This is a genomic window from Modestobacter lapidis, assembly GCF_054780755.1.
The window spans coordinates 21,122-40,178 of the sequence record NZ_BAAGVS010000020.1; the positions used below are offsets into that span (position 1 = coordinate 21,122).

The following is a 19,057-nucleotide window of genomic DNA, read 5'->3' on the forward strand; positions in this document are numbered from 1 at the left end:
GCCCGGAGCCCGTGAGGTCACCACTCGGTGCGGACGCCGACCTCGATACCGACCGCGAGGGCGGCCGACGCCGCCAGCCACCCGCGCCGTCCCCGCGCGGGCAGGAACGCCGTGGCCACCAGGACCCACACGTAGAAGGGCAGCCAGATCCGCTCGGTCTCCCCACGCACCAGGCCGGTGAGGTCGCTGACCGCGATCCCGGCGAGCGCGGCCAGCGGCAGCAGCGCCGGCGGCTGCCGCCGCAGCGAGGCCAGCCCGGCCACCGCCGCCGGGCCGAGGGCGAGGGCCGCCGCGGCGAGGTTGGCGACCAGGAAGAAGGCCAGCGGCCGGTTGGCGTAGGACGGGCCCGAGCGCACCCGGTCCCCGGCCGCGGCGAAGCCCTCCACCCACCAGTAGCCGCCGACCGCGAACAGGACGACGACGGCCAGCACTCCGGCCGCCCCGACGGCGAGCACCCGGATGACGCCGCCGCGGCCGAGCCGTTCCCGGTGCACCCCCACCACGGCGAGGGCGACCAGCCCGAGGGCGGTGAGGCCGAAGGACAGGAACAGCGCGGCGCCCAGCAGCAGTCCGCCGGCGACGGCACGCAGGTCCGACGCCGGCCCCGGGGCGCGTGCGGCGGCCGTCGCCAGCAGCGCGACGCCCCAGGCCGCCACGCCGGCGAAGAACGCGTCCGCGCTGGTGGCGACCCACAGCGCGACCGGGGCGAACACCAGGAAGGGCGCCGCGCGCCGGGCCGGCTGCTCTCCCCCCACCGCCCGCACGGCCACCAGGACGGCGGGCACCGCGAGCGCGCCCCCGGCGATGCACAACGCCGCGGCCCAGCCCAGGCCGCCCAGGCCCAGCCGGTCCAGCAGCACGAAGGCCAGCAGGGCGCCCGGCGGGTGACCGGCCACGTGCGTCGTCCAGGGATCGGCCGCGTCGGCCGGCACGGAGTCCACGAAGGTGGCCAGGAACGTGCCGAGGTCACCGACCCGGGGCACGTCGTAGGGGTACTCGTACCGGACGGAGAGCGGCTCGGGCAGCCGGGACCACCCGGAGGACAGCGCCAGGGCCACCGCCCAGCCGGCGGCCGCGACGGCGGACCCCGGCAACAGCACCCCCCACCGCAGCCGGGCGGCCAGCGCCGGGCCCCAGAGCACCCCGGCCAGGCCGACCGCGACCGGCAGCAGCACCCGCGGGGTGAGGACGACGTCGAACCTGCCGCGCAGCACGTACCCGCCGGCCAGGTGCAGCACCGTGCCGTCCTGGGTGAGCCGGCGGCCGACCTCCGCGACGGCGAGCACGACGGCGGCCACGGCGAGCACCGCGATCCAGCCGCGCCGGCCCACCCCGGCCGCCGGTGTCTCGGCCGGGATGGGGGTCACGGTGTCGGAGCGTAGGTCGGCCCGCCGGGCGGCGCTGGTACACCCGGCCCGGGCCGGCGGTGCGGACACCGGGCGATGACCAGGTCCGCTGGGTACGGTCCGCGCGTGCCGGATGTCGTCTTCCCCTGTCTCGACGAGGCGGGGGCCCTGCCCTGGCTGCTCCCCCGGCTGCCCGCCGGCTACCGCGCCATCGTCGCGGACAACGGGTCCACCGACGGCTCCGCGCAGATCGCCGCCGAGCACGGCGCGACGGTCGTGCACGTGCCGCAGCGCGGCTTCGGCGCCGCCGCGCACGCGGGGCTGGTGGCGGCGACCGCCGACGTCGTCTGCTTCTGCGACGCCGACGGGTCGATGGACCCCGCGCAGCTGCCGCGGGTCGCCGAACCGGTGCTCGCCGGGAACGCCGACCTGGTGCTCGGCCGCCGCCGGCCCACCCAGCGGGGTGCCTGGCCGGTGCACGCCCGGGTGGCCAACACCGCGCTGGGCGTGCTGCTGCGCCGGCGCACCGGGCTGGCGTTGCACGACCTGGGCCCGATGCGCGCCGGACGGCGGCAGGCCCTGCTGGACCTCGGCATCACCGACCGGCGCTTCGGCTACCCGCTGGAGATGGTCACCAGGGCGGCCGACGCCGGCTGGCGGATCACCGAGGTCGACGTCGGCTACGCACCCCGGGCGGAGGGGACGACGTCCAAGGTCACCGGCACGGTGCTCGGAACGGTCCGCACCATCCGCGACATGCGCGAGGTGCTGTCCCGGTGACCGCGCTGCTGGTGATCACCAAGGCGCCCGTGCCCGGCCGGAGCAAGACCCGGCTCAGCCCGCCGTGCACGCCCGGGCAGGCCGCGGAGATCGCCGCCGCGGCCATCGGCGACACGCTGGACGTCGTGCGGGCCACGCCGGTGCAGCGCCGGGTGGTCGCCCTCGACGGCGCGCCGGGCGCGCTGGACCTGTCCGGGTGCGTCGTCGTCCGACAGGTCGACGGCGACCTCGGCACCCGGTTGGCACAGGCCTTCACCGACGCGATGGCCGGCCCCGAGGGCGACCTGCCCACCCTGCTGATCGGCATGGACACCCCGCAGGTCTTCCCCGACCTGCTCGCCGCGTCACTGGCCACGCTGGTCGCCGCCGGGCCGGGCACGGCGGTGCTGGGCGTCGCCCCGGACGGCGGCTGGTGGGCGCTGGGCGTGCACTCCCCCGACGGCGCGGCGGTCCTCCGCGACGTGCCGATGTCCCGGGCGGACACCGCCGTGCTCACCCGGGCGGCCCTCGAGGGTGCCGGGCTGACCGTGCTCGACCTGCCCCAGCTGACCGACATCGACCACTTCGCCGACGCGGTGACGGTCGCCGCGCTCTGCCCGCCGGGCAGCCGCACCCGCCGGGCGGTCGACGGGGTCGTCGCGGGGCCGGCGGGAACGGCATGACATCCGCCCTGGACCGGGCGCTGGGCGCCCGGCTGCCGGCGCCACCCGACGCCCTCCGCCGCGGGCCGTTCCGGCCGGGCGCCTTCCGCAGCCCGCTGCACTCCGAGCGGCGGTCGGCCCGGGTGGGCGGATTCCTCGGGGCCGCCTTCCTCGTCTGCTTCCTCACCGGGCTGCTCAGCCACCTGATCCAGCACGCCCCGGGCTGGTTCGTCTGGCCGGCGTCGCCGGTCTGGCTGTACGGGGTCACCCAGGGCCTGCACGTCACGACCGGCCTGACCGCGATCCCGTTGCTGCTCGTCAAGCTGTGGACCGTCTACCCGAAGCTGTTCGAGTGGCCGCCGGCCGGGTCGCCGTCGCGGGTGGTCGGCCGGCTGTCGATCCTGGTGCTGGTCGGCGCCTGCGCCATGCAGCTGGTCACCGGCCTGCTCAATACCGCGCAGTGGTACCCGTGGGGGTTCTTCTTCCCCGACGCGCACTTCTGGACCGGCTGGATCGCCATCGGCGCCGTCGCGGTGCACGTGGGCGCCAAGGCGCCGGAGATCCGCCGCGGGCTGGCCCGCCGGGGATCACCCGGCGCGGTGGCCGGGCTGACCCCGGAGCAGGCCGACGAGCGGACCGCGGTGGACGGTGCTGCCGAGCAGCAGCCGGTGTCCCGCCGGGCCTTCGTCGTGGCCGCCGGGCTGGGTGCCGGCGCGGTCACCGTCACCATGGTCGGGCAGACCTTCTCGCCGCTGGCCGACGTCTCGGTGCTCGCTCCGCGCCACCCGGGCGTGGGGCCGCAGGACCTGCCCGTGCGGCAGACCGCCGAACGGGCCGGGGTCACCGGGACCGCCCTCGACCCGGCCTACCGGCTGACCGTGGAGGGCCCCGACCGGCTCGATCTCACCCTGGCCGACCTGCGGGCCTTCCCGCAGCACACCGAGCAGCTGCCGATCACCTGCGTGGAGGGCTGGAGCGCCGGGGGAACGTGGACCGGGGTACGGCTGGCCGACCTGCTGGCCGCGGCGGGGCTGCCGCGGGGCACCGCCGTGACCGTCGAGTCACTGCAGCCCGGCGGGCTGTACCGGGCCTCGACGGTGGCCCCGCCGCATGCCCGCAGCCCGCGCACCCTGCTGGCCCTGCAGCTGGAGGGCGAGCCGCTGCACCTCGACCACGGCTACCCGGTGCGGCTGATCGCCCCGAACCGGCCCGGGGTCATGCAGACCAAGTGGGTCACGCGGGTGGCGCCGGCATGAGCCCGTCCGCCGACCCGTACGCCGGCGACCCGGCCCGGCCGGTCACCTCGGGGCTCCGGCCGTGGTGGCGGTGGCTGTTCCTGCTGCCCGGCCTGGCCGCGGTGCTCTACGGCGGGTACGGCCTGCTCACCGCCGGCAGCCGGATCCCGCTCTCCTCCTGGGCGACCTGGTTCCTCGGCAGCGCGCTGCTGCACGACCTGGTGATCGCCCCGCTGTGGATCGGGCTCGGCTGGCTGGCCGCCCGGTTCCTGCCGGGCCCGGCCCGGGCCCCCGTGGTGGTGGCCGCGGCGGTCAGCGGGGTGCTCACGCTGGTGACGCTGCCGTTCCTGCTCACCCCCGGCAACAGCCCGGCGAACCCGTCGTTCCTGCCCCGCGAGTACGGCCGCAACCTGCTGCTGGTGGTCCTCGCCGTCTGGGTGGTGGCCGCGGCCTGGTCGGTGGTCGCCGTCCGCCGCGCCCGCACCGCCCCCTGACCCCCATCCGGACTGCCGGCCGACCTGCCGGGGCCCGCCGCGAGTGGAAGGACCCGCTCCTCCCCGACCCTCGCAAGCTCGGGCCGGGCCCCTGGAGCGGGCCGGGGGCCGGTCGGTCCTCCTTCAGGCGGGGTGGGCGGCGGCGTAGGCGGCGAAGCGCCTCAGCGAGTACCGGACACCCGCCACCATCGCCGGCCGCACCAGCGGCCAGCCGAGCTGCCCGAGCCGGCCGAGCGGCAGGTCGAGGGACTCGGTCCACACGAACGTGGACGTCGACTCCCCGCGGGGCACCACCTCGAACGTGCCGGTGCCCCGGACCACGCGCCCGAGGTGCCGGACGTCGACCCGGCGCGGGGCCTCCCAGCTGGTGATCAGCATCGGGTCGAGAACGCCCAGCCGCCGCCCGCCGGGCAGCGGGACGCCGGTGCGGGCGACGAGCCGGCCACCGACGCCCTGCGCGCCGGGCACCCGACCGTCGCCGTCCTCGGTGCGCACGTCGGTGAGCAGCATCCACCGCCCCTGCGTCTCCCAGTCGACCAGCGCGGCCCACACCTGCTCGGCCGGTGCGGCCACGTCCACGGACAGGTTCACTTCAGGCATCGGCGTGCTCCTCGTCGTCGTCGACGGTCGCCGCGGGGACGCCCTCGGGGTCGGTGTCGTCTCGAGCGCGGGCCGCGGTGCCGACCCGGGCCGCCGTTGCGGCGCGGAGCGCCGCGATCGCGGCGTCCCGCTCGTCGAGGGTGCGCGCCAGCTGGTCGAGCAGCCAGTCGACCTCGGCCATCCGGTAGCCCCGGAAGGCCGGCGAGATGCGCAGCGCCCGGACGTCGTCGCCGGCGACCGGGCGGTCGTCGGGCAGCTCGACCGGTGAGCGGTCCAGGTCCGCCGGCGGCTGCGTCTCGCCGCGGCCCAGCAGCAGCGAGGCCCCGAGGAACAGCAGCCCGCCGACCACGAGCAGACCGAGGACGAAGACGACGGCGGACACCGGCGGTCAGTCGTCGAGGGGAGCGGGCCGGGCGACCGTGCCGTCGACCCCGCGGGCGGCGGCCTCCCGCTCCACCTCGGCCGCCTCGATGACCGCAACCACCTCGGCCACGTCGTCGGTGACGTGCAGCAGGTCGAGGTCGCCGGGCGACACCGTGCCGGCCTCGATCATCGTGTCGCGGATCCAGTCGACCAGGCCGCTCCAGTAGGCGCTGCCGAACAGGATCACCGGGAACCGGGTGACCTTCCGGGTCTGGACGAGGGTGAGGGCCTCGAAGAGCTCGTCGAGGGTGCCGAAGCCGCCGGGGAGGATCACGAAGGCCTGCGCGTACTTCACGAACATCGTCTTGCGCACGAAGAAGTAGCGGAACAGCACGCCGACGTCGACCCACTCGTTGAGCTCCTGCTCGAACGGCAGCTCGATGCCCAGCCCGACCGACATGCCACCGGCGTCGCAGGCGCCCTTGTTGGCTGCCTCCATCGCGCCCGGCCCGCCGCCGGTGATCACCGCGTACCCGGCCTTCGCCAGCTCGCCGCCGACCTGCTCGGCGGCCGCGTAGTACGGGGAGTCGGGCTTGGTACGGGCACTGCCGAACACGCTGACCGCGCGCGGCAGCTCGGCCAGCAGGCCGAACCCCTCGACGAACTCGGCCTGGATCCGCAGGACCCGCCACGGGTCGGCGTGCACCCAGTCGCTGCCGCCGCGGCGGTCCAGCAGCCGCTGGTCGGTCGTCGTCCCGGCGGTCTGCGGGTCGGGCTCGCCGCCCCGCAACGTGATCGGGCCGCGGTGCCGCGCCGGGCGCCGCCGCCGGCCGTCTGCTGTCTCGCTCATGTCCCACTCCCCCGAGGGTCGGTCAGATAGGCGACGAGGGCGTCCTCGGCCGGCTGCAGCCGGTCGATCCGGACGTGCTCGTCGACGGTGTGCGCCTGCTGCGGGTCGCCGGGCCCGTAGTTGAGCGCCGGGATGCCGAACGCGGCGAACCGGGCGACGTCGGTCCAGCCCAGCTTGGCCCGGGCCGGCCGCCCCACGGCCGCGACGAAGGCAGCGGCCGCGGGCTCGGACAGGCCGGGCAGCGCGCCGCCGGCGGAGTCGGTGACCTCGAGGGTCACCCCGGCGGCCAGCGCCTCCGCGAAGACCTCCCGGACGTGCGCCAGGGCCTGGTCCTCGTCGCGGTCGGGCGCGAACCGGAAGTTGACGGTCACCCGGCAGGAGTCGGGGACGACGTTGCCGGCGACCCCGCCCTCGATCCGCACGGCGTTGAGGCCCTCCCGGTACTGCAGGCCGTCGATCTCCACCTCGCGCGCCGGGTAGGCCGCCAGCGCGGCGAGGATCCCGGCCGCCCCGTGGACGGCGTTGACCCCGAGCCACGAGCGGGCGCTGTGCGCCCGCCGGCCCGGGACGTCGAGGACCACCCGCAGCGTGCCCTGGCAGCCGCCCTCGACGGCACCGTCGGTCGGCTCGAGCAGGATCGCCAGATCGCCGTAGAGCCAGCCACGCAGCTCCCGGGCGACCCGGCCGAGGCCGTTGCGGGTGGCCTCGACCTCCTCGTTGTCGTAGAAGACGAAGGTGAGGTCGTGCGCGGGGGCGGCGCCCGGAACGCCGAAGCGCCCGGCCAGCCGGAGCATCACCGCGTCGCCGGCCTTCATGTCGCTGGTGCCGCAGCCGTACAGCAACCCGGCTGCCCCGTCGACCCGGCTGGGTACGTTGCCGGCGACCGGAACGGTGTCCAGGTGGCCGGCGAGCACCACCCGGGAGGGCCGGTCGAGGTTCGTCCGGGCCAGCACGGTGTCGCCGACCCGGACCACCTCCAGGCCACCGAGTGCCCGGAGCGCGGCCTCGACCGCGTCGGCGAGCACCCGCTCGGAGCCCGAGGCCGACGGGACGTCGACCAGCGCGCGGGTCAGGGCCAGCACGTCGGCGGACAGGTCGAGCACGGGGGGCGGACCGGCAGGGGCTGTCACGGGCACTGAGCCTAGGGGCCGCCCGCGGTGCGGGCCGCCTCGGTAGCGTGGCCCACCGTGACCACAGCCACCGCCTCCCCGTCCGGCGCGACCGCCGTCGGCATCGCCACGGTGACCACCGCCGGCACCGTGCTGGACACCTGGTACCCCGCGCCCCGGCTCGGTGCGCCGCAGGGCCTGCCCACCGGCACCCGGCAGATCGGGATCCTGGAGGCCGAGGGCGAGCTGGGCCCGGACTACGGGGGTCTGGTGCGCACCGACGACGCCCGGGGCGTGCAGGTCTTCGCCGTCCGCACGGCGATCGCCGACCTGGCCGCCCCGCCGGTCGACGCGCACGACGTCTACCTGCGGCTGCAGCTGCTGTCGCACCGGCTGGTGCGCCCGCACGGGATGAACATGGACGGCGTGTTCGGGTTGCTCACCAACGTGGCGTGGACCAGCGCGGGGCCGGTCGAGGCGGCCGGGTTCTCCGCCGTCCGGATGCGGGCCGCGCTGGGCAACCTGACGGTCTTCTCCGTCGACAAGTTCCCGCGGATGGTCGACTACGTCGTTCCCTCCGGCGTGCGGATCGCCGACGCCGACCGGGTGCGCCTGGGCGCCCACCTGGCCGAGGGCACCACCGTCATGCACGAGGGGTTCGTGAACTTCAACGCCGGGACGCTCGGCCCCTCGATGGTGGAGGGCCGGATCAGCGCCGGGGTCGTCGTCGGCCCCGACTCCGACATCGGCGGCGGCGCCTCGATCATGGGCACCCTGTCCGGCGGCGGCAAGCAGGTCGTCTCGATCGGCGCGGGCTGCCTGCTCGGCGCCAACGCCGGCATCGGCATCTCCCTGGGCAACCGGTGCGTCGTCGAGGCCGGCTGCTACGTGACGGCCGGTTCGCGGGTGACGCTGCCCGACGGTTCGGTGGTCAAGGCCGCCGACCTCTCCGGCCGCGACGGGCTGCTCTTCCGCCGGAACTCGGTGTCCGGCGCGCTCGAGGCCATCCCGCGGGACGGCGACTGGGGGGCGCTCAACGCCGCCCTGCACGCCAACTGAGAAAGGAGCCCCTGCCCCCCACCGCTCGCACGCTCGCGGCGGGACCCTGCAGGGGCCCGGCCCGGCGCGGCGCGCGGCGCCGGCTCACCGGGTCCGCACAGCTGACGCACCTACCATCGGCGACGATGACCAGCGCCCCGGTGACGCCCCGTCGGCCACCGGCCCGGAGTGGCTCCACCGCGGTGCGGCCCCGGCAGCCGGCCCGCCGCGGGGGCCGACGTCCGGCCCGGCGGTCGCGCCGAGCTCGGCGTGCCGCCGTTGGCCGCGGGCTCGGCTGGCTGGCCGCCGTCGCCGCGCTCACCCTGGTGGCCGTGCTCGCCGTGCACCGGGATGCCCCCGGGACCACCCCGATCGCCGGCCGCTGCACCGTGGCCGGCTCCGACCTGACCCTCACCACCGCGCAGGCGGCCAACGCCGCCACGATCGCGGCAGTGGCCCGCAGCCGCGGGCTGCCGCAGCGGGCGACGGTGATCGCCCTGGCGACGGCGCAGCAGGAGTCGCGGATCCGCAACCTCGACTACGGCGACCGCGACTCCCTGGGCCTGTTCCAGCAGCGCCCCTCGCAGGGCTGGGGCAGCGAGGCGCAGGTGCAGGACCCGGTCTACGCCACCGGCAAGTTCCTCGACGGGCTGGTGAAGGTGCCCGGCTGGGAGACCGGTGACCTGACGACTACCGCGGACGCGGTGCAGCGCAGCGCGTTCCCGCTGGCCTACCGACAGTGGACCGGCATGGCCCAGACGCTGGCCGGCGCGCTGCTGTCGGACTCACCCGCGCAGCTGTCGTGCACCTTCAGCCCGCCTCAGGCGAGCGGCCCGGTCGAAGACCGCGCGGCCGCCGTCGCCGACGTCGTCCGCCGCGAGGCCGGTACCCCGACCGTCCTGCCCGGCGGTCTCGTCTCGGTGGCCGCGGCCGGGTGGCCGGAGGCGAGCTGGGCCGTGGCGCACGCCGAGCGGCTGCAGCTGGCCGGGGTGCGCTTCGCCGACTGGTCGTGGAGCCCGGGCGGCGGCTGGGTCCAGACCGGCGAGGTCGTCGGTGATCTACAGCTACAGCTGGCCAACTGAGAGATCGGAACTGTCGTAGCCGCTGGACAGACTCGGCTCGTGATCGATCCGAGGGAAGCCAGACCCCAGCGATGGGACGACATGACCCGGGACGCACTGGAAGAACTCCTCGCAGGCGGGCTGACGCCCGACCGGATCGGCGAGCTCTACGCCCGCAGCGGCTCCCTCGTCCGGCTGGTCGCACGCCGCTGGGGACTCGATTGCCGAGCGCTGCGTGCCCGGTCGCTCGGTCTGAGCATCACCGATCCGGACATCGCGGCGCAGTTCGTGCGTGTGGTCGACGGGGCACCGTTGAGCCACCTGCCGGCTGACTTGATGTCCGGGAGCGGGGCCCGGTGTCGATGGCGGTGCCCTGACTGTGCCGAGGAGTGGGTCACCTCCGTGGCGAACCGCACCAAGCGGAAGTCTGGTTGCCCAGCATGTGCACGGGAGCGCGGGCTCGCACTGGCGCGATCCCGGGTCGCAAAGTCATCGCCGCTGTCCGTGGCCAGACCAGGACTCGTCGCTGAGTTCGTGACGAACCTCAGCCGGCCGGACCGAGGCCTCGAGAGCACGCCCAGCGGGTCACATGACCGCGTGCGCTGGCGCTGCCGCCGAGGACACGAGTGGGAAACCACGGCACGTCAGCGCGTGCGGCACGCTACGCAATGCCCCACGTGCCTGGCCGGCCTCTGGACGAGCCGCCTGGAGTTCCAGGTCGCCGAACTCGTGCAGGCCAGCACGGGTGTCACCGTGAGCGTCGGCGCTCGCGTGCGTCGAACCGACCGCGCGGCGGACGAGCACATCGACCTGCTGATCGACTCCCTCGACCTGCTCATCGACCTCGACCCCAGTCGCTGGCACTCGTCTCACGAGTCGGTGGAACGAGACACTCGCAAGCTCGAACGGCTCGCGGGACGCCAGTACGTCCGGGTGCGGCCGAGGACTCTCGGGTTGCTGCGTTCAGGGCGGGCAACCGTCGAGCAGCAGATCTTCCTGTCAACGGACGACGAACACGACCCGTGGTCGTGGTCCCTGGCCGTGCTGCAGGTCGTGGCGGCGATCTCGCCATCGACACGGATCCAGGACCTCACGCCCCTCGCGGAGGATGCGGCGCTGGCTCGTGCTGACCGCCGGTGGCGGGCCCTTCGAACAGACCCACGGCGACGGAGTCTGCGCTCGGAGCACCCCCTCGTGGCCGACCAACTCGTCGAGGTGGTCGGACGTCCAGGTCTCACTGCAGCCGACCTCACGCCCGCAGGCGAGGACCGGGTCCTGTGGATGTGCCCGGAGTGCGGACACCGATGGGAGGCGCGCGTGGCGAATCGCACGCTGCTCGGAACCGGCTGCCCACCCTGCTCCTACCGCCGAGGCGCCGCTCGATCTGCGAGGCCACGACCGGGGCGCAGCTTCGCTGATCGCCACCCACTGTTGGCCGGGTACTTCGTCGACAACGTGACCCACCCCGGCGTGGGGCCGGGCCAGCTCAAGCCCAACAGCATCGACCGCTGCTCGTGGACCTGCCCGCACTGCAAGGGCCCATGGATCGCGACGCCGCACGCGCTCAACCAGCGACCACGAGGCGGTTGTCGCGGTTGTTCGTCCACGCGGATGGCATCCAGCCGCCGACAACGCCCATCGGGCTCCGGCGCGGTCCAGCCGACGATCGGCTGAGCACGACGCGGCAGCGAACGCGGTTTCGGCCGCGCTCGACGGTCACGCCCATCGCCGGTTGGACGAGCTGCGGGCGGCCCTCCAGCAGCACGCTCGCCCGGGCCGGCTGAGCGGCCGTCGCGGCCGGAAGCGCTCAGCCCGCCAGGCGCGCGACCGCCGCCTCGATCCGCTCGTCGGAGGCGGTCAGCGCCATCCGCACGTGCCGCGAACCGGCCGGGCCGTAGAAGCTGCCCGGTGCGGCGATGACGCCGAGCCCGGCCAGCCAGTCGATCGTCGTCCAGCAGTCCTCGTCCCGGGTGACCCACAGGTAGAGGCCGGCCTCGGAATGGTCGATCCGCGCGCCGGCGGCGCGCACCGCCGCGGTCAGCTTCGCGCGGCGGCGGCCGTACCGGGCCCGCTGCGCCTCGACGTGCTCGTCGTCGGACAGTGCGGCCACCATCGCAGCCTGCACCGGCGTGGGCACCAGCAGCCCGAGGTGGCGGCGGGCCTCCCAGACCCGCCGCACCAGCGCCGGGTCACCGGACAGCAGCCCGCCGCGGTAGCCGGCAGCCGTGGATTGCTTGGACAGCGAGTGCACGGCGAGCAGGCCGGTGTGGTCGGGACCGGCCACGGCCGGGTGCAGCACGGAGCGCGGCGCGACGTCCCAGCCCAGCTCGACGTAGCACTCGTCGGCGACGACCGGGACGCCTTGCTCGCGGCCCCAGCGCACCCAACGGGCGAGCTCGTCGTCGGAGAGCACCCGGCCGTGCGGGTTCCCCGGCGAGTTCAGCCAGGCCAGCACGACGTCGGCGGCGTCGTCCGGTGGGGTGTCGGTGCGCAGCACCTGCAGCCCGGCGACGATCGCGCCGACCTCGTAGGTGGGGTAGGCGACCTCGGGGACGACGACGGTGCCACGGCCGGACAGTCCGAGCATGGTCGGCAGGAACGCGACCAGCTCCTTGGAACCGATCGTGGGGATCACCGAGGGGTCGGCGCCGAACGGATCGGCCAGCGTGACGCCCAGCCGCCGCTGCAGCCAGCCCGCGGCGGCGCGGCGCACGTCGGCGGTGCCCAACGCGGTCGGGTAGCCCGGCGCGTTGCCGGCCGCCGCCAGCGCCTCGACCAGCACCTGCGGTGTGGGGTCGACCGGCGTGCCGATCGACAGGTCGACGACGCCGCCGGGATGCTCGGCCGCACGGGACCGGGCCGGCGCCAGGGAGTCCCAGGGGAAATCCGGCAACCGGTGGGCGGCCCCCGCCCGAGGTGCCGCCGCGGTCACTCCGCCTGCGGCGGAAGGGCGGCCACCAGCGGGTGGTCCTTGGGGATCTTGCCCGTCTTGGCGGCACCACCGGGGCTGCCCAGGTCGGAGAAGAACTCCACGTTGGCGTTGTAGTAGTCCTTCCACTTGTCCGGGACATCGTCCTCGTAGTAGATGGCCTCCACCGGGCAGACCGGCTCGCAGGCACCACAGTCGACGCACTCGTCGGGGTGGATGTAGAGCATCCGTTCGCCCTCGTAGATGCAGTCCACCGGACACTCGTCGATGCACGCCTTGTCGAGAACGTCGACACAGGCCTGGGTGATGACGTAGGTCACGGGGTTCCTCCGGGGGCGCACGGGCGGCGACCCTGGCCACGGCCAGGGTCGGTTCGATCGTGCCAAGTATCCCCTGCCCCTGGTCGGCCTGCGAAAGGGGTGCCCGGACCCGCCGACCGGCTCCGCGCGGCCGCCGACGGAAGGTCACCCCCAGGGGAGGGCGAAGATCGCCGCTCGGCGTGGTCGACCTCGAACTGCTGGCCGGGCGCCGACGGCCGGGCCTGGAGGGCGACCGGCTCGGCGAGTGGCTGCTGCGCGCCGGCGGTGGCTCCACTGCGGGCCAACTCCGCCCTGGTGGCGGGCGCGCCCCCGGACGACGCCTGGCTGACCGGCTACCGCGACGGGGCCTGGCCACCGAGGTGATGGCGGGGCTATAGCGGGCTGCAGCACTGGGGGCCGGACGCGGCGCCTGCTCGGTGCACCTGCGGGTCGTCGCGGCCAACCGGGCCGCCCTCGCCCGCTACCGGCGGTCGGCCTTCATCGGGCACCATCGCTGCCGCTACCGGCGCCGCCGCCCCGGCTGACGGCCTGCGCCGCGCCCGCGGGCGGGCGCGGCGGCGCGCCCAGCATCCGGCCGACGGCGAGCGACGCCGCGACCACGCCGAGCAGCAGGAACGCCAGGTTGACCAGTTGCGTGGCGCCGTCCCCACCGGTGATCAGGAGATCCCCCTCGGGCCGGCGGACCGAACCGCCGACGGCGATGACCAGCCACACCACCGCCGGCAGGGCGCCGACCAGCCGGGAGCCCGACAGCCGGTGCGCGGCCCGCACGAGCACCAGGTTGCCGGCCACCGCGGCGAGCACCGACACCGGCACCGGGACGCCACCCACCCGCCACGGCAGCCAGAAGACCTCCACCAGAGCCAGCCAGCCGGCCACCAGGACGGCCAGCAGCGCCCAGCCGAGCCGCCGCAGCGACCGGCTCACGGCAGGCCGGCGAAGAGGTCGTCCTCCCAGCCGGCCGCGCCGGCGCCGGCCGGGCCACGCTGCCCGCGGACCAGCCGGTAGTACTCGGTGGCCATCACTTCCAGGCCGAGGTTGTTCGACAACGCGAAGAACGGGCCGTCCACGGTGATCTGGGTGGGGTGGGAACGCATCGCGGCGTCCTTGTCCGCCGCGTGCGCGCTGCCGTCGACGGCGGCGGTCACCAGCTCGTCGGGCACCGCGAAGGGCACCTCGTCGATGTCACCGAGCCCCTCGAACGGGGAGGCCTCGCCGAGCGCGGCCATGGCGGCGATGCCGTCGCGCAGCACCGAGCGGGGCATGCAGCACCAGTAGACCTTCGCGACCTCCCAGGCCTCGCCCAGCTCGGGCCGGTGGGTGGGGTCGGCGGCCAGTTCCACGGCGCGCATCGCGACCCGGTGGGCCTGGATGTGGTCGGGGTGGCCGTAGCCGCCGTTCTCGTCGTAGGTGACCAGCACCTGCGGGCGGACCTCCCGGACGACGGCCACCGCATGGTCGGCCGCCTCGTCCAGGTCGGCGTTCCAGAAGGCGCGCGCGGCGCCGTTGGCCGGCGTCCCCATCATCCCGGAGTCGCGGTACCGCCCGGCGCCGCCCAGGAACCGCCAGTCGGTGACGCCGAGCGCGGCCATGGCCGCGGCGAGCTCGCTGATCCGGTAGCCGCCGAGCTGGTCGGCCCGGTCAGCGGCGAGCTGCCCGAGCTCGGGCACCAGGACCTCACCCTCCTCACCGAGCGTGCAGGTGAGCAGGGTGACGTGCGCCCCCTCCGCGACGTAGCGGGCCATGGTGGCCCCGTTGTTGATCGTCTCGTCGTCGGGATGGGCGTGCACGAACAGCATGCGGTGGTCTGTCACGCGAGCCATTACATCGCGACCCTTCGGGCCGCACCGCGGCCAGGTGCCGTTCCCCTGTCGCGGGGAGCCGTTGCGTCGAGCTCCGGCGGGACCCTCCGGGTCCGCGCCGGATCACGACTGGACTGCCCGTGGTCGTCGGTTCCCTACAACACCCTGGCCGGCTCGGCGTAGTGGCAGGCGTTGAGGTGGCCGGCCCCGCGGTCCTCGAGCGCGGGGTCGGCGGTGATGCACAGCTCGCGCTGACCGTCGGTGAGCACGTTGGCGAACTTCTGGCACCGCGTGCGGAAGCGGCAGCCCGACGGCGGGTTGGCCGGGCTCGGCACGTCGCCGGAGATGATGATCCGCTGCCGGGCGCGCTCACGACGGGGGTCGGGCAGCGGGATCGCCGACAGCAGAGCCTGCGTGTACGGGTGCGCCGGCCGCTCGAATAGCTCGTCGCGATCGGCGATCTCGATGATCCGGCCCAGGTACATGACGGCGACCCGGTCGGAGATGTGCTTGACCACCGACAGGTCGTGGGCGATGAACAGGTAGGACAGCCCCAGCTCGTTCTTCAGATCTTCGAGCAGGTTGATGACGCCGGCCTGGATGGAGACGTCCAGTGCCGACACCGGCTCGTCGAGCACCAGCACCTTGGGCTGCAGGGCCAGCGCGCGGGCGATGCCGATGCGCTGCCGCTGTCCACCGGAGAACTCCGAGGGGTACCGGTTGGTGTGCTCAGGGTTCAGCCCGACGGTCTCCACCAACTCCCGGACGCGGGACCGCAACTCGGCGTCGTTCTTGGTCAGGCCGTGGATGATCAGCGGCTCGGCGACGATGTCGAACACCGGCAGCCGGGGGTTCAGCGACGCGTAGGGGTCCTGGAACACCAACTGGATGTCCCGCCGTAGCGGGCGCATGTCTCTGCGGGACAGCCCCACCAGCTCGCGTCCCTGGAACGTCACCGATCCGGCGGTCGCCGGCTGCAGGTTAAGGATCGCCCGGCCGGTGGTGGACTTGCCGCACCCTGACTCGCCGACCAGGCCGAGCACCTCGCCGGCATACAGATCGAGGTCGATGCCGTCCACGGCGCGGACCGCGCCGACCGTGCGCTTGAGCAGGCCGCCGCCCTTGATCGGGAAGTGCTTCTCCAGCCCGCGGACGCGCAGGATCGGTTGACCGGGCCGGGGGGCGGCGTCGCCGGTGCGCTGCGTGCCGGCGGCGGTCATGCCCGATCTCCGTTCCTGGTCCCGGTCGTGGCCCGCGCGTCCCCGGCCGGCTGCGCGTCCCCGGCGGTCTGGTTGAAGACCTCGCCGGCGCGGCCGTGCGCCTTGGCCACCTCCTGGGTGCGGATGCAGGCCGCGGTGTGCCCGGCGCCCACCTCGAACAGCGGCGGCTCGGCCTCGTCGCACTCGGTGACGTGCAGCGGGCAACGGGGCGCGAAGGGACACCCCGGCGGCATGTTCAGCAGCGAGGGCGGCGATCCGAGGATCGGGGTGAGCCGCTCCTTGGTGGTGGAGTCCAGCCGCGGCAGGGACCCGAGCAATCCGAGGGTGTAGGGCATCCGGGGCTCGTAGTAGATGTCCTCGACGCTGCCCACCTCCACCGGCCGCCCGGCGTACATGACCAGCACCCGGTCGGCGATCCCGGCGACCACACCCAGGTCGTGCGTGATGAGGACCATGGCCGCGCCGGTCTCCTGCAGCGCCGTCTGCAGCACCTCGAGGATCTGCGCCTGGACGGTGACGTCGAGCGCCGTCGTCGGCTCGTCGGCGATGATCACCTCCGGCTGGTTGGCCATGGCGATGGCGATGACCACCCGCTGGCGCATTCCGCCGGAGAACTCGTGCGGGTAGGACTTCACCCGCTCCGCGGCGTTGGGGATGCCGACGAGTTCCAGAAGCTCGACCGCGCGCGCCCCGGCCGCCTTGGACGACAGCGACCGGTCGTGAGCGCGCAGCGTCTCCTCGATCTGGTAGCCGATCCGGTACACCGGGTCCAGCGAGGTCATCGGGTCCTGGAAGATCATCGAGACGCCCTTGCCACGAACCCGGGACATGCTGCGGTCCTTCTGCCCGAGCAGTTCCTGCCCGCGGTACCGGATCGAGCCGGCGACCCGGGCCGACGCGGGCAGCAGACCCATGACCGCCAGCGACGTCACCGACTTGCCGGAGCCGGACTCACCGACGATGCCCAGCACCTCACCGGATCGCAACGTGTAGTCGACACCGCGGACGGCGTGGACCAGCCCGTCCTCGCTCGGAAAGCGGACGTTGAGGTCGCTGACCTCCAGCAGCGGCGCCGAGGGATCGAAGCCGCCGAGGCTGGTGGTGCGGGAGCCGGCCTGGCTCAGGGTGCCGGTCGAGGTGGCGCCGGCAGCGGTGGCACCGGACGCGGACGCAGCGGGGCCCGGGGTCCCGAGGGTGGACATGGAACTCCTGTTCAGGCCCGCACGCGGCGGTTGCTCGGGTCGAAGGCGTCGCGGATGCCGTCGCCGATCAGGTTGATCGACAGCACGATGATGATCAACGTGAGGCCCGGGAAGTAGAACAGCCAGGGTCGGGTGCTCGCGGCCTGCACCCCGTCGGAGACGAGCCGGCCCAGGCTCGTCTGGTTGGCCCCGTTGACCCCGAAGCCCAGGTAGGTCAGCGACGCCTCGAGGATGATGGCCACCGCCGCGGCGAGGGTCGTCCAGACGATCAGCGAGCCGAGCGCGTTGGGGATCAGGTGCTTGAAGATGATCCGCCGGCTGGAGGCGCCCATTGCGTGCGCCGCCTCCACGTACTCCTTCTCGCGCAGCGAGAGGAACTGGCTGCGCACGATGCGGGCGAGGTCGAGCCAGCCGAACAGCCCCAGGATGATCCCCACGCCCAGCGGCGTCCGCGACCCCGGGAAGTTGCTCGCGACGACGATCAGCACGACCAGGAGCGGCACGGTGAGGATCAGGTCGACGAGCCGCATGAGCACGCTGTCGACCCACCTGCCGAAGTAGCCCGCGAGCGCGCCCACGAGCAACCCGATCGGCAAGGCGATGACGACGAACAGCAGCACGATGAACAGGGATCGCTGGACGCCCTGCATCAGCCCGGCCAGCAGGTCCCGGCCGATCTCGTCGCTGCCGAAGAGGTAGTCGGCGGTGCCCGGCGGGACCGACTGGGCACCGACATTCTGATCGGCGTAGTCGACCCCCTGGATGACCGGCCCCAGGAAGCCGAAGCCGAGCATCAGCACGAAGATCGCCAGCCCGGTCATGCCGACCTTGTCGTGCAGGAACCGCCGGACGATCTGCTGCCGCTGGCTGCGCGCCTTGACGGTGAACTCGCGCTCGACCCCGCCCCCCTCGGGACTGCTCGGTACGCCGGGGACGGCGGGGCCGGTGGACGTCTCGGTAGCCACCATGTCTGCCTCTTCTCTCTGCGCCCGTACGCCGGTCAGGACAGTCGGATGCGGGGGTCGAGGACCGCGTAGAGGATGTCGGCGACCAGGTTGAACAGCACGACGAACACCGCGCTCACCAGGAGCCAGCCGAGCACGACGTTGATGTCGTTGTTCCCGATGCCGTTCTGGATGAGGTACTCACCCATGCCGTGCCAGACGAACACCTGCTCGGTGATGATCGCGCCGCCGAAGAGGGTGCCGACGTAGAGCGCCACCACGGTGGTCAGCGGGATGAGCGCGTTGCGCAGCCCGTGCCGGACGACCGTGCGCCGATAGGTGAGCCCCTTGGCCCGTGCCAGCCGCATGTAGTCCGATCCCAGGACGTCGAGCATGGCCGACCGCTGGAACCGGCTCCAGGCGGCGAAGGCCAGCAGCGCCAGGCTGACCGTGGGCAGCACCAGGTGCCCGAGCCGGTCCGACCACAGCTCCCAGCCATCGGCGTACAACGCCAGCCCGGGCGTCTCCTCGCCGATCGTGTAGAGGATCTGCTCACCGAACAGGTCGTTGACCCCTCCGGCGACGAACTCCTTCAGCAGCGCAGCGAACCAGAAGGTCGGCAACGCGATCAGCAGGTACACGAGGAACGTCAGGACGTAGTCGGAGGCCTTGTACTGCCGGACCGCGCCGATGACGCCCACGATGATCGCCAGCACGATGGCGATCACCATGGCCAGCAGGATCATCCGGCCGGTGACCAACAGCCGGCTGCCCAGCTGCTCGGCCACCGGGGTGCCGTTGACCGTCTCGCCGAAATCGCCGGTGAGGGCCCCGGTCAGCCAGTTCCAATAGCGCACGAAGAAGTTGTCGTCGAGCCCGAGCTCCTCCCGCAGGTTGGCGAAGAACGACTCCGGCGGGCGCGGCTGCAGCGTGTAGTAGCGGGCGAGCGGGTCGAAGCTGGCGGCGCAGAGCGCGAACACCAGGAAAGAGCTGGCGAGCAACACGAAGACGGACGCGATGATCCGCCGGATCGTGAAGAAGAACATGCGGTGACCTTACGCCGGGAGCGGAAGTCGTCCGGTCTGGAACGACCAGTTCAGCGGCCCGCCGGGCGCGTACGCAG

20 protein-coding genes are annotated in these 19,057 nt (G+C 74.0%); 7 read left to right on the forward strand and 13 right to left on the reverse strand.

The annotated features are described in order from the left end of the window. Window positions 1-17: 17 nt before the first annotated feature. Window positions 18-1,367 carry a hypothetical protein gene (locus ACYVG5_RS16680; RefSeq protein WP_222046168.1) on the reverse strand — a complete coding sequence of 450 codons (1,350 nt, stop codon included), beginning with the start codon at window positions 1,365-1,367 and terminating at the stop codon, window positions 18-20. 105 nt (window positions 1,368-1,472) lie between these two features. On the opposite strand from ACYVG5_RS16680, the gene ACYVG5_RS16685 reads away from it, so the two are divergent. Genes ACYVG5_RS16685 through ACYVG5_RS16700 form a run of 4 tightly spaced genes read left to right on the forward strand, consistent with a single transcriptional unit; the run spans window position 1,473 to window position 4,496 of the window. Next, the gene (locus ACYVG5_RS16685; RefSeq protein WP_460683366.1) at window positions 1,473-2,126 is read left to right on the forward strand and encodes a glycosyltransferase family 2 protein; all 654 of its coding nucleotides are present in this window, start codon (window positions 1,473-1,475) and stop codon (window positions 2,124-2,126) included. After that, complete coding sequence (locus ACYVG5_RS16690; protein ID WP_222046172.1) at window positions 2,123-2,788, forward strand: TIGR04282 family arsenosugar biosynthesis glycosyltransferase; 666 nt, start codon at window positions 2,123-2,125, stop codon at window positions 2,786-2,788. The genes ACYVG5_RS16685 and ACYVG5_RS16690 overlap by 4 nt, the downstream gene beginning before the upstream one ends. Then, the gene (locus tag ACYVG5_RS16695) at window positions 2,785-4,023 is read left to right on the forward strand and encodes a molybdopterin-dependent oxidoreductase (protein WP_222046174.1); all 1,239 of its coding nucleotides are present in this window, start codon (window positions 2,785-2,787) and stop codon (window positions 4,021-4,023) included. The genes ACYVG5_RS16690 and ACYVG5_RS16695 overlap by 4 nt, the downstream gene beginning before the upstream one ends. Then, entirely contained in the window at window positions 4,020-4,496 is a 477-nt protein-coding gene (locus ACYVG5_RS16700; RefSeq protein WP_222046176.1) for a hypothetical protein, read from the forward strand. Before ACYVG5_RS16695 ends, ACYVG5_RS16700 begins: the two co-directional genes overlap by 4 nt. A 123-nt stretch (window positions 4,497-4,619) precedes the next feature. Here the strand turns inward: ACYVG5_RS16700 and ACYVG5_RS16705 are convergent, their stop codons facing one another. From ACYVG5_RS16705 to dapE, 4 genes are read right to left on the reverse strand one after another with little or no spacing between them, the layout of a single operon-like run. Beyond that, window positions 4,620-5,096: an SRPBCC family protein gene (locus ACYVG5_RS16705; protein ID WP_222046178.1), complete on the reverse strand. Its 477-nt coding sequence runs from the start codon at window positions 5,094-5,096 to the stop codon at window positions 4,620-4,622. Further along, complete coding sequence (locus ACYVG5_RS16710) at window positions 5,089-5,478, reverse strand: DivIVA domain-containing protein (protein WP_222046179.1); 390 nt, start codon at window positions 5,476-5,478, stop codon at window positions 5,089-5,091. Before ACYVG5_RS16710 ends, ACYVG5_RS16705 begins: the two co-directional genes overlap by 8 nt. A 6-nt stretch (window positions 5,479-5,484) precedes the next feature. Beyond that, the gene (locus ACYVG5_RS16715) at window positions 5,485-6,309 is read right to left on the reverse strand and encodes an LOG family protein (RefSeq protein ID WP_222046181.1); all 825 of its coding nucleotides are present in this window, start codon (window positions 6,307-6,309) and stop codon (window positions 5,485-5,487) included. Then, window positions 6,306-7,439, reverse strand: a complete 1,134-nt coding sequence (gene dapE, locus ACYVG5_RS16720) for a succinyl-diaminopimelate desuccinylase (RefSeq protein ID WP_460683367.1) — start codon at window positions 7,437-7,439, stop codon at window positions 6,306-6,308. The genes ACYVG5_RS16715 and dapE overlap by 4 nt, the downstream gene beginning before the upstream one ends. A 57-nt stretch (window positions 7,440-7,496) precedes the next feature. Between dapE and dapD the strand changes: the two genes are divergently transcribed. The 3 genes from dapD (at window position 7,497) to ACYVG5_RS16735 (ending at window position 11,191) form a co-directional block, all read left to right on the forward strand. Beyond that, window positions 7,497-8,477 carry a 2,3,4,5-tetrahydropyridine-2,6-dicarboxylate N-succinyltransferase gene (gene dapD / locus ACYVG5_RS16725; protein ID WP_222046183.1) on the forward strand — a complete coding sequence of 327 codons (981 nt, stop codon included), beginning with the start codon at window positions 7,497-7,499 and terminating at the stop codon, window positions 8,475-8,477. 125 nt (window positions 8,478-8,602) lie between these two features. Then, window positions 8,603-9,538 carry a hypothetical protein gene (locus ACYVG5_RS16730; protein ID WP_222046185.1) on the forward strand — a complete coding sequence of 312 codons (936 nt, stop codon included), beginning with the start codon at window positions 8,603-8,605 and terminating at the stop codon, window positions 9,536-9,538. Window positions 9,539-9,577: 39 nt separating this feature from the next. After that, a complete protein-coding gene (locus ACYVG5_RS16735) occupies window positions 9,578-11,191 on the forward strand; it encodes a zinc-ribbon domain-containing protein (RefSeq protein WP_222046187.1) in 1,614 nt (537 codons plus the stop codon). 133 nt (window positions 11,192-11,324) lie between these two features. Here ACYVG5_RS16735 and dapC read toward each other — a convergent pair whose 3' ends face one another. From dapC to ACYVG5_RS16775, 8 genes are all read right to left on the reverse strand, one after another. Beyond that, window positions 11,325-12,449 (reverse strand): succinyldiaminopimelate transaminase, encoded by a 1,125-nt coding sequence (dapC, locus tag ACYVG5_RS16740; RefSeq protein WP_222046189.1) that lies wholly within the window; start codon window positions 12,447-12,449, stop codon window positions 11,325-11,327. Continuing rightward, window positions 12,446-12,766, reverse strand: coding sequence for a ferredoxin (fdxA, locus tag ACYVG5_RS16745; RefSeq protein WP_222046191.1), 321 nt, complete (start codon window positions 12,764-12,766; stop codon window positions 12,446-12,448). Before fdxA ends, dapC begins: the two co-directional genes overlap by 4 nt. Before the next feature lie 477 nt (window positions 12,767-13,243). Further along, complete coding sequence (locus ACYVG5_RS16750) at window positions 13,244-13,693, reverse strand: hypothetical protein (RefSeq protein ID WP_460683368.1); 450 nt, start codon at window positions 13,691-13,693, stop codon at window positions 13,244-13,246. Further along, on the reverse strand, window positions 13,690-14,580 hold the full coding sequence (gene mshB, locus ACYVG5_RS16755; RefSeq protein ID WP_460683369.1) for an N-acetyl-1-D-myo-inositol-2-amino-2-deoxy-alpha-D-glucopyranoside deacetylase: 891 nt from the start codon (window positions 14,578-14,580) through the stop codon (window positions 13,690-13,692). Before mshB ends, ACYVG5_RS16750 begins: the two co-directional genes overlap by 4 nt. A gap of 143 nt (window positions 14,581-14,723) precedes the next feature. Beyond that, window positions 14,724-15,788 carry an ABC transporter ATP-binding protein gene (locus tag ACYVG5_RS16760; RefSeq protein ID WP_222046195.1) on the reverse strand — a complete coding sequence of 355 codons (1,065 nt, stop codon included), beginning with the start codon at window positions 15,786-15,788 and terminating at the stop codon, window positions 14,724-14,726. Further along, window positions 15,785-16,990, reverse strand: a complete 1,206-nt coding sequence (locus ACYVG5_RS16765) for an ABC transporter ATP-binding protein (RefSeq protein WP_222046197.1) — start codon at window positions 16,988-16,990, stop codon at window positions 15,785-15,787. The genes ACYVG5_RS16760 and ACYVG5_RS16765 overlap by 4 nt, the downstream gene beginning before the upstream one ends. A gap of 11 nt (window positions 16,991-17,001) precedes the next feature. Then, on the reverse strand, window positions 17,002-17,958 hold the full coding sequence (locus ACYVG5_RS16770; protein WP_222046199.1) for an ABC transporter permease: 957 nt from the start codon (window positions 17,956-17,958) through the stop codon (window positions 17,002-17,004). A 32-nt stretch (window positions 17,959-17,990) separates the two neighbouring features. Beyond that, on the reverse strand, window positions 17,991-18,980 hold the full coding sequence (locus ACYVG5_RS16775) for an ABC transporter permease (RefSeq protein ID WP_222046201.1): 990 nt from the start codon (window positions 18,978-18,980) through the stop codon (window positions 17,991-17,993). Between the last annotated feature and the right edge of the window lie 77 nt (window positions 18,981-19,057).

What these genes read in the sequence shown, in the direction of transcription:
- ACYVG5_RS16705 (WP_222046178.1), bottom strand. Translation starts at nt 5,096, where the DNA reads ATGCCTGAAGTGAACCTGTCCGTGGACGTGGCCGCACCGGCCGAGCAG.
- ACYVG5_RS16695 (WP_222046174.1), top strand. Translation starts at nt 2,785, where the DNA reads ATGACATCCGCCCTGGACCGGGCGCTGGGCGCCCGGCTGCCGGCGCCA.
- ACYVG5_RS16770 (WP_222046199.1), bottom strand. Translation starts at nt 17,958, where the DNA reads ATGGTGGCTACCGAGACGTCCACCGGCCCCGCCGTCCCCGGCGTACCG.
- ACYVG5_RS16715 (WP_222046181.1), bottom strand. Translation starts at nt 6,309, where the DNA reads ATGAGCGAGACAGCAGACGGCCGGCGGCGGCGCCCGGCGCGGCACCGC.
- ACYVG5_RS16730 (WP_222046185.1), top strand. Translation starts at nt 8,603, where the DNA reads ATGACCAGCGCCCCGGTGACGCCCCGTCGGCCACCGGCCCGGAGTGGC.
- ACYVG5_RS16765 (WP_222046197.1), bottom strand. Translation starts at nt 16,990, where the DNA reads ATGTCCACCCTCGGGACCCCGGGCCCCGCTGCGTCCGCGTCCGGTGCC.
- ACYVG5_RS16700 (WP_222046176.1), top strand. Translation starts at nt 4,020, where the DNA reads ATGAGCCCGTCCGCCGACCCGTACGCCGGCGACCCGGCCCGGCCGGTC.
- ACYVG5_RS16775 (WP_222046201.1), bottom strand. Translation starts at nt 18,980, where the DNA reads ATGTTCTTCTTCACGATCCGGCGGATCATCGCGTCCGTCTTCGTGTTG.
- ACYVG5_RS16760 (WP_222046195.1), bottom strand. Translation starts at nt 15,788, where the DNA reads ATGACCGCCGCCGGCACGCAGCGCACCGGCGACGCCGCCCCCCGGCCC.